Genomic DNA, 12,180 nt, shown 5'->3' on the forward strand with positions numbered 1-12,180 from the left:
GCGTTTCAGATTAAGTTCCGCTATGGTGGAAGTTAGGAGTTTTTACAGGCGAAATGCCAGCTGTAAATCAGATTGAACTAAATCCATTCCATCAACAAAAAGAAAAAGTTGTGATACTAAAAGAAGAAAATGTTACGTTAGAGGCGTGGGCACCCTTTGCAGAAGGTAGAAACAATATCTTTTCGAATCCAGTATTAGAGAAAATAGCTAAAAAACATAATAAGTCAGTTGCACAAGTCATTATACGTTACTTTGTAGAACAAAATATTGTCGTGTTAGCGAAAACTACAAAACAAGAACGTATGAAAGAAAACTTAAATGTATTTGATTTTACTTTAGACTTAACAGATAAAGAAGAAATTGCAGCGCTAGATCTAAAAGAAAGTCAGTTTGTAGACCACGCTTCTCCAGAACGTATTCGCCAAATGGCAAAATACAAACTAAATTTAGAATAGTAAAACTACATAACAAATGTAAGCAATGTTATTTTGTAAATTTACAAAAATAGAAGTCCACTTCAAAAATGGTCAGGTCATAGAAATATGATCTGACTGTTTTTATGAATGGAATGAGACATTCATTTTATGATATAATATAAAGGATTAACAGAGATGAGAAATGATGGGGATTGCCTAAATCGTTAAAAATGCGACACGAAATTGTTATAGGCGAAAGTTCTAGCAGTGAAGTTAGTAAGGGAACTAGCTTGACCACTAAATAGTGGCAAGCGTATGAGATTGAGATGATTTATCATCCAATCTAATTGTTCCGTTGCACACCCTAAATGCCCTTTGCACACCCCTAATTCAAAAAAAGGAGATAATTGTATGATAAAACTCATTGCCACAGATATGGACGGTACTTTTTTGGATGGTGCCGGCCAATTTGATATGGAACGTTTAAAAGCTCTTCTCTTATCATACAAAGAGAGAGGTATCTACTTTGCTGTAGCATCGGGACGTGGTCTTTTGTCCTTAGAGAAACATTTTGCGGATGTCAAGGATGAGATTATCTTTATTGCTGAAAATGGGAGTCTGGTTCGTTTTCATGGACAAGACCTCTATGAAGCAACCATGCCACGTGATTTTTACCTATCAACTTTTGAAAAACTAAAGACTTCACCATATTTTGATGAGAAGAAGATGCTTTTGACTGGTAAAGAGGCTTGCTATGTGCTCGATACGGTGGATGAAACCTATCTTATGTTTAGCCATCATTACAATGAAAATATTCAAAAAGTAGCCAGTCTCGAAGATATTACCGATGAGATTTTCAAATTCACAACCAACTTTACTGAACAGACAGTAGAAGCTGGTGAAGCTTGGGTCAATGAACATGTGCCTGGTGTTAAGGCTATGACTACTGGTTTTGAATCAATCGATATTGTTTTAGACTATGTTGATAAAGGAGTTGCTATTGTTGAGCTAGCAAAAAAATTAAATCTGGATATGGACCAAGTGATGGCCTTCGGTGACAATCTCAACGACCTTCACATGATGCAGGTTGTAGGTCATCCAGTTGCACCTGAAAATGCACGTCCAGAGATTTTAGAACTAGCCGAAACGGTTATTGGACACCACAAAGACCAATCAGTTATCGCTTATATGGAGGAATTGTAATGGCAGATATTAAATTAATTGCTTTGGACTTAGATGGTACTTTGCTAACGACAGATAAGAAATTAACAGAACATACCAAGGCAACTTTGAAGGCTGCGCGTGAACAAGGAGTCAAGGTAGTCCTAACAACTGGACGCCCTCTAAAGGCTATGGATTTCTTCCTCAAAGAGCTTGGTACAGATGGTCATGATGACGAATATACCATCACATTCAACGGCGGATTGGTTCAGAAAAATACAGGTGAGATTCTTGATAAGACAGTCTTTTCCATCGATGATGTGAGCCGTATTTATGAAGAAACTGAAAAACTAAATATTCCATTAGATGCTATTTCTGAAGGCATCGTTTATCAGATTCAGTCTGACCAAGAAAGTTTATATGCTCAGTTTAACCCAGCTCTAACTTTCGTTCCAACAGCTTTTGAAGATTTGTCTAGTCAAATTACATACAATAAGTGTGTTACAGCCTTTGCCCAAGAACCGCTGGATGCAGCTATTCAGAAGATTTCTCCTGAATTGTTTGACAAATATGAAATTTTTAAATCACGTGAACTCTTGCTAGAATGGTCACCAAAGAATGTTCATAAAGCGACAGGACTAGCTAAGTTAATTGAGCATTTAGGAATTGATCGAAGTCAAGTGATGGCTTGTGGCGATGAAGCCAATGATCTTTCGATGATTGAATGGGCAGGTCTTGGTGTAGCCATGCAAAATGCTGTGCCTGAGGTCAAAGCAGTTGCAAACGTGATAACACCTATGACTAACGACGAGGAAGCAGTCGCTTGGGCAATTGAAAAATATGTACTGAAGGAGAACTAAAGAATGGGATTATTTGACCGTTTATTTGGAAAAATAGAAGAACCAAAAATTGAAGATGTTGTCAAAGAAGCTTTGGAAAATATCGACTTATCGGATGATAGTGAGAACATTGAGACACCAGTAACTGAAGATATCCAAGCGAAAGAAGCAGAAGAGCTTATCTTACCTGTAGAAGATCAGGAAGAAATCAATGAAGACTCACCTGAAGTAGAGGTTGTAGAAGAAGCTATCAATGAAACACTTGATGAAGTTGAAATTCATCAAGAAGAACCAAATCAAGTTGAAGAGGTAGAAAGTTCTCAAGTCGAATTGGATCAAGTTGAAGAAATTCCTTCAAGTGAAAGTGACGAGGAAGAAACTGTTCAACCTCAATCAGAAGAGACAGAACCGGAATTAGCTGAAGAAGTAGAAGAAGATCAAGTAATCGAAGAAACTCCTCAAGTTCAAGAGACTGTACAGGAAAAGTATGATCGCAGTCTCAAAAAAACACGTACGGGCTTTGGGGCTCGTTTGAATGCCTTCTTTGCTAATTTCCGCTCAGTTGATGAAGAATTCTTTGAAGAACTAGAAGAACTTTTAATCATGAGTGACGTTGGTGTGCAGGTAGCTTCAAATCTTACTGAAGAATTGCGTTATGAGGCTAAACTTGAAAATGCCAAGAAACCAGAAGCCCTTCGTCGTGTTATCATCGAAAAATTGGTGGAGCTCTACGAAAAAGATGGGGAATACAATGAAAGCATTAACTTCCAAGATGGTTTGACAGTCATGCTCTTTGTAGGAGTTAATGGTGTCGGGAAAACAACCTCAATCGGTAAATTGGCACATCGTTACAAACAAGCTGGTAAGAAAGTTATGCTGGTTGCTGCGGATACTTTCCGTGCTGGTGCAGTTGCCCAGTTAGCTGAATGGGGTCGCCGTGTCGATGTTCCAGTGGTTACTGGACCTGAGAAAGCTGATCCAGCCAGTGTGGTCTTTGACGGAATGGAACGTGCAGTAGCGGAAGGTATTGATATTCTCATGATCGATACAGCCGGCCGTTTGCAAAACAAAGAAAACTTGATGGCAGAGTTGGAAAAGATTGGCCGTATCATTAAACGTGTTGTACCAGAAGCACCTCATGAAACCTTCCTAGCTCTCGATGCTTCAACTGGTCAAAACGCTCTTGTACAAGCTAAAGAATTTTCAAAAATCACTCCATTGACAGGGATTGTATTAACCAAGATTGACGGAACTGCCAGAGGTGGTGTCGTTCTTGCTATTCGTGAAGAATTGAATATCCCTGTTAAGTTGATTGGTTTTGGTGAAAAAATCGATGATATTGGTGAATTCAATTCTGAAAACTTTATGAAGGGTCTTTTAGAAGGTCTGTTATAAAAGAAAATCCTGCAAGAATTCTTGCAGGATATTTTTTCTATTCTAGTCGACCATCTTTGCGATAAGCGATATCTGGTTGCCAGGTCCACTCAGCTCCGTATTTTTCAAGTAAATCAAAGCTAGCTTGAGGTCCCATACTACCAGCCTTATAGTCATGAAGTGGAGCACCGTTTTCAGCCCAAAGCTTCTCAATACGGTCAATCAATTTCCATGATGCACTCACTTCATCCCAGTGGCTAAAGTTTGTTGAGTTATTGTTCAAAACATCGTAGATCAGTTTTTCATATGGGTCTGGTGAAGCACCTGTAGCAGTCGCGTCTGTTCGATAGTCAAGAGAATTTGGCGCAAGGCTAAACTCTTCACCCACCTTCTTACCGTTAAGGCTAAGAGAGAAACCTTCAGTTGGTTGGATGTAGATGGTAAGCACATTCGGTGCTAGTGGTTCTCCAAAAATTGAATCCATTTGTTTGAAGACAATGTTCACGTGTGTTCCTTTTTCAGTTAGGCGTTTACCTGTACGGAAGAAGAAAGGTACACCACGGAAGCGATCAGTATCTACAAAGAAGGCACCTGAAGCAAATGTTTCTGTCATAGATTCAGGGTTGACATTTGGTTCGCTGCGGTAAGAAATATATTTCATGCCATCAACTTTACCAGAACGATATTGACCACGGATGAAGTGCTCTTTAAGTTCCTCGTCTGTAGGGTGGTAAAGGTTCTTGAAGACCTTGATTTTCTCTGCGCGAATGTCATCCTTGGTAAAGCTTGCAGGTTTGTCCATAGCAAGGAGTGACAGAAGCTGAAGTGTGTGGTTTTGAACCATATCACGAAGGGCACCAGACTCATCATAGTAGCCACCACGCTCTTCAACACCTAGACGTTCTGCAAATGTGATTTGCACATTATCGATGTGCTCACGATTCCAAACATTTTCAAAAATCATGTTGGCAAATCGAATGGCATAAATGCTCTGAATCATTTCCTTACCGAGATAGTGGTCAATACGATAGATTTGATCTTCGTTAAAAGTAGCAAGGAGTTCTTCGTTTAGTTTGCTTGCAGTCTCATAATCTGTACCAAAAGGCTTCTCAACAATCAAACGTTCAAAGCCTTTACCGTCAACGATTTGCTCTGACTTGAGGTGCTTGGCGATGGTACCAAAGAATTGAGGTGCCATTGAGAGGAAGAAAAGCTTGTTGTGTTCAGCTTGATATTTTTCGTTTAACTCAGCCTGAAGCTTGCGTAATTCGATGTAGTGCTCAGTGTCATTAACATCGTGACTTTGATAGTAAAAATGACTAGCAAATGCTTGAGCCTCTTCTGCGCTATCTGCCAAGTCTAAAATAGATTCGACAACAACAGATTCGAAATATTCCTTACTCCAAGGTCTACGAGCAGTTCCAATAACAGCAAAATGATCAGACAAATTACCTGATTTGTAAAGTCTAAAAAGTGAAGGGTAGAGCTTGCGTTTAGCCAAATCTCCACTAGCACCAAAAATTGTAACAATAACTTTAGATGACATCCAGCTACCTAATTTCTATTTACTTTCCTAGATATCCTAGGCATGAGGAATCCCCATTTTCATACCTTTTATTTTATCATAATTTTCTAAAAAATCCAAAATTCAAATACAAGTGAGAAAAAACTGCAAGGTAAATCTTGCAGTTTTTTTAAGCGTTGAGAACCTTGTCTAAGAATTCTTTCAGACGAGGGTGTTGTGGGTTATCAAAGATTTGATCAGGTGTACCATCTTCTAGGAATTCACCGTCGGCGGTAAAGATTACACGATTGGCAACCTTACGAGCAAATCCCATTTCGTGGGTTACGATGATCATAGTCATGCCTTGTTCAGCCAATTCTTTCATAACGTTCAGAACATCGCCGACCATCTCAGGGTCAAGGGCAGAAGTTGGTTCGTCAAAGAGCATAACATCAGGGTTCATTGCTAAACCGCGGGCGATAGCCACACGTTGTTTTTGACCACCGGATAGACTTTCAGGATTAGCATTGGCCTTGTCAGCAAGCCCGACTTTTTCGAGGAGTTCCATACCCAATTTTTCAGCTTCAGCCTTAGTCATTAACTTATGTTCTACAGGAGCGAAAGTGATATTTTCCAATACAGTCATATGTGGAAAGAGATTGAAGTGCTGGAACACCATTCCGATATTTTCACGAACATGGTCTACGTTGGTAGATTTATCCGTCAAATCATAGCCATTAACTGTGATGCTTCCTTTTGTTCCTTCTTCGAGAAGATTTAAGCTACGCAAGAAAGTTGACTTACCTGAACCAGAAGGTCCAATGATACAAACAACATCTCCTTCATAGAATTTCGCTGAAATTCCTTTAAGGACTTTGTTTTTACCATATTGTTTATGTAAGTTATGAACGTCAATTTTTAATTTTGCCATTATTGAATCCTCTTTTCTAAGCGTTTCGCTAATCTAGTTAGAAGAGTGATAATCACAAGGTAGAAGACTGCGAGAATTGCATACATTTTGAAACTTTGATAGTTACGAGCAATGATAATCTTACCAGTCTGGAAGAGTTCTACCAAACCGATTGCAGATACGATTGTTGTATCTTTAAGAGCGATAACAAATTGATTGACAAAGTTTGGAAGCATGAGCTTGGTTGCTTGTGGCAAGACAATCTTACGCATGGTTTTTCCATATGAAATACCAAGGCTTCGGCTGGCTTCCATTTGTCCAACAGGTACGGCCTTGATGCCACCACGAACAATTTCAGCAATGTAGGCAGCTGAGTTTAGGGAGAGGGCAATTGTACCAGCGACAAAGTCATTGATTGGACTTTGTTGACCTGTAAGAGATTCGATAAAGTTAGGAATGCCCCAGAAAATGAAGGCTGCGAGAATCATCAATGGAATACCACGGATAACGTCAACGAAAATCTCTGAAATCAAACGGAGTGATTTATAAGGGCTGACACTAAACATACCAAAGATTATACCGATGAAAATCGCAATTACAAATGAAATAAGTGCTAATGATAGGGTAATTCCAAGTCCGCTGAGAAGTTGTTTGTAGTTGTTTTTCAATAATCCCCAAATAGTTGTTTCGTCAGCGGTTGAACTTGTAGTAGTAGAATCGCTAGCTAGATACTTATCAAGGATTTTTTGGAATTCTCCATTTGCCTTAAGGTTTGCAAGCCCTTTGTTAAACTTCTCTAGCAATTCTGGATTGCTTCCTTTTTTAACTGCAAAGGCAGTTTCACCGATTGGTGTACCTGCTATTGGTGTTTTTAACTTTTGTCCTTGACTAATAGAGTATTTAATAACAGGTTCGTCGTCCATAACGGCATCAATTGAACCAGTGTTTAAGCTATCATACATAGATGCAGCATCGGAAAAAGTTTTGATCTTGTAACCGTACTTGCTTTGATTCTCAGTTAGGAAGGTTTGTGAAGCAGTACCATTTTTCACACCTACAGTCTTACCGTTCAAATCTTCATAAGAAGAAATAGAGCTTGATTCCTTAACACCAAGAATAGTATTTGCTGTATAGTAAGAATCAGAGAAATCAAAAGTTTCTTTACGAGCATCAGTCACTGACATACCTGCAATGATACCGTCTGCTTGTCCAGATTGGACTGCGTTAATAGCAGCATCAAAGCCTGGATTGGTAATCTCGATTTCAAAGCCTTGGTCTTCAGCGATAGCTTTGATTAGATCCATATCGATACCAGTGTATTGATTGCTTGAGTCCTGGAAAACAAATGGCGCAAAAGATGAGTCACTGGCAATAACATACTTGGTTTTTTCTGTGTCAGCTTTTGCTATTCCTAGTGAAAGAATAGGAAATAAAATTAGCAAACAAGCTAGAATTTTTTTCTTCATGTGATGTCTCCTTTCAAGATATTTTCAAATTATATCAAAAAAGTTAAAGAACGGCAAATATTTTATATTTCTATGTCACAAGATATAACATAGAATAAAATGAGGTAGTCTGTTGAGAAAAAGAAACTCTTTCCTTTTTATGGTAAAATAGAAGGAGTACTTAGAAAGGGGAAAAAGATGATTGTTAAGTTTGACAGAGGCTTGCTTAAAGTTCAAATTGCATTGGGCCTGTTTTTTTCTCTCGTTCCATTGTGGTTGATTATTTCTTCCCTTTTAAATGATTCTTTGTATGAGGATTATTTTGGTAAACTCTTTGTCCTTTTCCTTCTTCTGCTTCCGCTATATTTCGGTATTTATGCGGTAGATGGTATGATGAATTTTAGTAAAACAAAGAAATTAATAGAAGTAGATGAGCAGTCCTTCACCTATTATGGAAAACTTTTTGGCCGAAAAACGTTTGAAATCCCCTTATCTGATATTGACCTTGTCATGAAAGATTGGTCAAGTCCCATAGCCGATATTAAGCGCTCTTCCTCTCTTCTTTATTATTTGAAGCGGATTGAATACTTTTTATACCCCCAATTTGAATTGGGTGATAATAAAAGATACCGGGTTCTGATGATACTATTCAAAGATAGTGAGACGGCGATCAAATTCGATAAAAAACTTGGTTTTCAGTTGCCAAAGAAGAGAAAATATGTTGCAAAGAACCAAATCATACGAATTCCCGTGGATAGAGGAGAGGTTTTCTCAGATCAAGAAATGAATGACTATATAAACGAAAGGAACTGTCATGATAGATAGAAAAGTAAATAACAAATTTAAACTGGTATCCAAATACCAACCTTCTGGGGATCAACCGCAAGCCATTGAACAGTTAGTAGATAATATCGAGGGTGGTGAGAAGGCGCAAATCCTGATGGGCGCGACTGGTACAGGGAAAACCTACACCATGAGTCAAGTGATTGCGCAAGTTAATAAGCCAACCTTGGTCATTGCCCACAATAAGACACTAGCAGGCCAGCTCTATGGGGAGTTCAAGGAATTTTTCCCAGAGAATGCTGTTGAGTACTTCGTATCTTACTACGATTACTACCAGCCAGAAGCCTATGTGCCATCGAGTGATACCTATATCGAAAAAGATAGCTCGGTCAATGATGAGATTGATAAGCTTCGTCACTCCGCGACTTCAGCGCTCTTGGAGCGTAATGATGTGATCATTGTTGCATCTGTGTCTTGTATCTATGGTTTGGGTTCTCCGAAAGAATATGCTGATAGTGTGGTAAGTTTGCGTCCGGGTCTTGAGATTTCTCGCGATAAACTGCTCAATGATTTGGTGGATATTCAGTTTGAACGCAATGACATTGATTTTCAACGTGGAAGATTCCGTGTACGTGGGGATGTGGTGGAGATTTTCCCAGCCTCTCGTGATGAGCATGCCTTTCGTGTAGAGTTTTTCGGGGATGAAATTGATCGTATTCGTGAAGTCGAAGCTCTAACCGGTCAAGTTCTGGGCGAAGTGGATCATTTGGCGATTTTCCCAGCGACTCACTTTGTGACCAATGACGACCACATGGAAGTAGCTATTGCTAAGATTGAGGCTGAGTTGGAGGAGCAGTTAGCTGTCTTTGAGAAGGAAGGTAAGCTCCTCGAAGCGCAACGCTTGAAACAACGAACAGAATACGATATCGAGATGCTTCGTGAGATGGGCTATACAAACGGCGTTGAAAATTACTCCCGTCACATGGATGGACGCAGCGAAGGAGAGCCTCCTTATACACTTCTTGATTTCTTTCCAGATGATTTCTTGATTATGATTGATGAGAGCCACATGACCATGGGGCAAATCAAGGGCATGTACAATGGGGACCGTTCTCGTAAGGAGATGTTGGTCAACTATGGCTTCCGTTTGCCATCTGCCTTGGACAACCGGCCACTACGTCGTGAAGAGTTTGAAAGTCATGTTCACCAGATTGTCTATGTGTCAGCGACACCTGGTGATTATGAACACGAGCAGACTGATACCGTTATTGAACAAATCATTCGTCCGACTGGTCTTTTGGATCCAGAAGTTGAAGTGCGCCCAACTATGGGGCAAATTGATGATCTTTTAGGTGAAATCAATGCCCGTGTTGAAAAGAACGAACGTACCTTTATTACAACCCTGACCAAGAAAATGGCCGAAGACTTGACTGACTACTTCAAAGAAATGGGTATCAAGGTCAAATATATGCACTCGGATATCAAGACTTTAGAGCGAACAGAGATTATCCGTGACCTGCGTTTAGGAGTCTTTGATGTCTTGGTAGGGATTAACCTCCTTCGTGAAGGGATTGATGTTCCAGAGGTAAGTTTGGTTGCTATTCTCGATGCTGACAAGGAAGGTTTCCTTCGTAATGAGCGTGGACTCATTCAGACTATTGGTCGTGCTGCCCGTAATAGCGAGGGGCATGTCATCATGTATGCTGATACTATGACTCAGTCTATGCAAAAAGCCATCGATGAAACAGCCCGTCGTCGTAAAATCCAGATGGCCTATAATGAAGAGCACGGCATTGTCCCACAAACGATTAAGAAGGAAATCCGTGACCTGATCTCTGTAACCAAGGCAGTTGCCAAGGAAGAGGACAAGGAAGTCGATATCAATAGCCTTAACAAACAAGAACGTAAAGAATTGGTTAAGAAACTGGAAAAACAAATGCAAGAAGCCGTCGAAGTGCTTGACTTTGAACTAGCAGCCCAGATACGTGATATGATGCTGGAAGTCAAGGCTTTGGATTAGATAGGAGAGAACTTTTGAAAATTCTAGTCATCAATGGACACCCTGATAAGGAGAGTTACTGTCAGGCTATTTTTCAAACCATTGTAGAAAATATTGACTCAGTTCGCCATGAACTTGAAGTCATCAACCTTAATGAAGAGGACTTTGATCCTGTTTTACGTTATGGCTATCGAAAACGTATGGAAGAAGATTCTTTTATCCTTCGTTCTCAGGAATTAATCAAATGGGCAGATCATTTGATCTTTGTTTATCCTATCTGGTGGAGTAGTATGCCGAGCCTTATGAAGGGCTGGATTGACCGGGTCTTTACTCCGGGGATTGCTTACTCTGCTAATGATCAGGGGAGTTTTATCTGGAATTACCTTAGAGGCAAGCAGTTTAAAAAGTTATTAAAAGGGAAAACAGCCAGTATTTACGCAACCTCCATGGCGCCCACTTGGTGGTACAAAATCTTTTCGGGTCCTATCAACATTCCAGATAGCTATGGCATCTCAGTTTTGAAAAATGCCGTCTTGAATCATTGTGGTATCAAAACAAAGAAAGTTTCAATTTTAGGCGAGTTAGGGCGTGAGGTGAATACAAATTCTACAAGACAAAAATATCTGCAAAAAGTAGCTGAGGAAGTCAAGTCGTTGGATTAGTGAAATAAATTTAAATATGTTTAACTAGGAGAATGTAGTAATGAAAAAAGCGTTAGTGTTGAATTTCAGTTTTATCGCAATTATCCTCTCAGCCTGTTTTCTGAGTTTTGTAGTCATTTTAGTAGCTACCTTTCATACTACTTTTTCTGGACCAAATCAAAAAGACATTGAGGCAGCAGCAAGCAGAACACTGAAATTATATGGTTTTAAAGGTGATGTGAAGGTTACGAAGTTTTCTAGATATAGATGGCCTTCTGAAGATTATGAAATTGAATATGATTATACTGAAGAAGTTAGTGGAAGGAAGATCACTGTAAGTGACAGTTTAATTTATTTTCCTAAATCTCCAGGAAATTCTAGACGGACGAGTGAAGAACTAGCCTACGATGGAACTATTGAAACGATGTTACATCAATTTTCACATATAGCAGATCAGCTACTCAACCAGAATCCTGTCAGTGTTTCTAACAAAGAAAAGGTAGAGAGTTTTTTCAAGCAATATGAAAATCCCAATTTGGAATTCGTAAGTAGTTACTGGAGTGTCGATACTGAATCTGACAATATCCAAGACTATTATGCCCTCATAGAAAAGAACCATAAGGAAGGAAAAGCTTTTCAAGGTTTATATGACCTCCCTATTGATGAATTTCTGGAAAAAGGAATTATTAAAGGAAGTGTTAGATATAAAGACACTGTTTTAGAAGAGGGTGAGAAAGATTATTTCGATAGTGAAGGCGGACTGACAGGATTTATTTCAAATGGGATCGAAAATGCTGAGTTGCCAGATGCCTTTTATGAGGTTTCTTACTACTATGGTGCTAAAGGATATCGTTCAGGTAGTGGTGTTTCTTTAAAGATTCAGAATCATAAACTGATAAGTTACGAAAAGAACAAAATTAAGAAATTTTAAATCTTAAAATTTAATCTTGAACCTATACGTTTTAGAATATATTTTTAATAGAAAGAAGTTATTATAAAATTGAAAGAGAAAACTTATGAGAACTCATCGGGCTTAGATTCTGTCCGTTTTTGGTTACAAGGGCATCGATTTGTCAAATTTATGCTTGATATGTTCTTTTATATCAGC

The 12,180-nt window shown here is 39.1% G+C and carries 11 protein-coding genes; 8 read left to right on the top strand and 3 right to left on the bottom strand.

The window, feature by feature from the left end; translation table 11 throughout:
* The first annotated feature begins 53 nt into the window (after window positions 1-53).
* The 4 genes from ACXYSM_RS02760 (at window position 54) to ftsY (ending at window position 3,811) form a co-directional block, all read left to right on the top strand.
* On the top strand, window positions 54-455 hold the full coding sequence (locus ACXYSM_RS02760; protein WP_315639279.1) for an aldo/keto reductase: 402 nt from the start codon (window positions 54-56) through the stop codon (window positions 453-455).
* Between the two features lie 372 nt (window positions 456-827).
* Window positions 828-1,619, top strand: coding sequence for a Cof-type HAD-IIB family hydrolase (locus ACXYSM_RS02765; RefSeq protein WP_458634276.1), 792 nt, complete (start codon window positions 828-830; stop codon window positions 1,617-1,619).
* On the top strand, window positions 1,619-2,437 hold the full coding sequence (locus ACXYSM_RS02770) for a Cof-type HAD-IIB family hydrolase (RefSeq protein ID WP_458634277.1): 819 nt from the start codon (window positions 1,619-1,621) through the stop codon (window positions 2,435-2,437). Before ACXYSM_RS02765 ends, ACXYSM_RS02770 begins: the two co-directional genes overlap by 1 nt.
* 3 nt (window positions 2,438-2,440) lie before the next feature.
* Window positions 2,441-3,811, top strand: coding sequence for a signal recognition particle-docking protein FtsY (gene ftsY / locus ACXYSM_RS02775; RefSeq protein ID WP_458634278.1), 1,371 nt, complete (start codon window positions 2,441-2,443; stop codon window positions 3,809-3,811).
* A 37-nt stretch (window positions 3,812-3,848) separates the two neighbouring features.
* Here ftsY and zwf read toward each other — a convergent pair whose 3' ends face one another.
* The 3 genes from zwf to ACXYSM_RS02790 all read right to left on the bottom strand — a co-directional run bounded on the left by zwf (window position 3,849) and on the right by ACXYSM_RS02790 (window position 7,670).
* Window positions 3,849-5,336, bottom strand: a complete 1,488-nt coding sequence (gene zwf, locus ACXYSM_RS02780) for a glucose-6-phosphate dehydrogenase (RefSeq protein WP_458634279.1) — start codon at window positions 5,334-5,336, stop codon at window positions 3,849-3,851.
* 148 nt (window positions 5,337-5,484) lie between these two features.
* Window positions 5,485-6,225 carry an amino acid ABC transporter ATP-binding protein gene (locus ACXYSM_RS02785; protein WP_458634280.1) on the bottom strand — a complete coding sequence of 247 codons (741 nt, stop codon included), beginning with the start codon at window positions 6,223-6,225 and terminating at the stop codon, window positions 5,485-5,487.
* Entirely contained in the window at window positions 6,225-7,670 is a 1,446-nt protein-coding gene (locus ACXYSM_RS02790; protein ID WP_458634281.1) for an amino acid ABC transporter substrate-binding protein/permease, read from the bottom strand. Before ACXYSM_RS02790 ends, ACXYSM_RS02785 begins: the two co-directional genes overlap by 1 nt.
* 177 nt (window positions 7,671-7,847) lie before the next feature.
* Here ACXYSM_RS02790 and ACXYSM_RS02795 point away from each other — a divergent pair, with 177 nt between their 5' ends.
* From ACXYSM_RS02795 to ACXYSM_RS02810, 4 genes are read left to right on the top strand one after another with little or no spacing between them, the layout of a single operon-like run.
* The gene (locus tag ACXYSM_RS02795) at window positions 7,848-8,474 is read left to right on the top strand and encodes a hypothetical protein (protein ID WP_458634282.1); all 627 of its coding nucleotides are present in this window, start codon (window positions 7,848-7,850) and stop codon (window positions 8,472-8,474) included.
* Window positions 8,464-10,452: an excinuclease ABC subunit UvrB gene (gene uvrB / locus ACXYSM_RS02800; RefSeq protein ID WP_458634283.1), complete on the top strand. Its 1,989-nt coding sequence runs from the start codon at window positions 8,464-8,466 to the stop codon at window positions 10,450-10,452. Before ACXYSM_RS02795 ends, uvrB begins: the two co-directional genes overlap by 11 nt.
* 14 nt (window positions 10,453-10,466) lie before the next feature.
* The gene (locus tag ACXYSM_RS02805; protein WP_458634284.1) at window positions 10,467-11,093 is read left to right on the top strand and encodes an NAD(P)H-dependent oxidoreductase; all 627 of its coding nucleotides are present in this window, start codon (window positions 10,467-10,469) and stop codon (window positions 11,091-11,093) included.
* Between the two features lie 40 nt (window positions 11,094-11,133).
* Entirely contained in the window at window positions 11,134-12,003 is an 870-nt protein-coding gene (locus tag ACXYSM_RS02810; protein WP_458634285.1) for a hypothetical protein, read from the top strand.
* Window positions 12,004-12,180 lie beyond the last annotated feature (177 nt).

The organism is Streptococcus sp. V940 (assembly GCF_054353495.1).

Coding starts and splice junctions, on each gene's coding strand:
- ACXYSM_RS02760 (WP_315639279.1), top strand. CDS start 54: ATGCCAGCTGTAAATCAGATTGAACTAAATCCATTCCATCAACAAAAA.
- ACXYSM_RS02765 (WP_458634276.1), top strand. CDS start 828: ATGATAAAACTCATTGCCACAGATATGGACGGTACTTTTTTGGATGGT.
- ACXYSM_RS02770 (WP_458634277.1), top strand. CDS start 1,619: ATGGCAGATATTAAATTAATTGCTTTGGACTTAGATGGTACTTTGCTA.
- ftsY (WP_458634278.1), top strand. CDS start 2,441: ATGGGATTATTTGACCGTTTATTTGGAAAAATAGAAGAACCAAAAATT.
- zwf (WP_458634279.1), bottom strand. CDS start 5,336: ATGTCATCTAAAGTTATTGTTACAATTTTTGGTGCTAGTGGAGATTTG.
- ACXYSM_RS02785 (WP_458634280.1), bottom strand. CDS start 6,225: ATGGCAAAATTAAAAATTGACGTTCATAACTTACATAAACAATATGGT.
- ACXYSM_RS02790 (WP_458634281.1), bottom strand. CDS start 7,670: ATGAAGAAAAAAATTCTAGCTTGTTTGCTAATTTTATTTCCTATTCTT.
- ACXYSM_RS02795 (WP_458634282.1), top strand. CDS start 7,848: ATGATTGTTAAGTTTGACAGAGGCTTGCTTAAAGTTCAAATTGCATTG.
- uvrB (WP_458634283.1), top strand. CDS start 8,464: ATGATAGATAGAAAAGTAAATAACAAATTTAAACTGGTATCCAAATAC.
- ACXYSM_RS02810 (WP_458634285.1), top strand. CDS start 11,134: ATGAAAAAAGCGTTAGTGTTGAATTTCAGTTTTATCGCAATTATCCTC.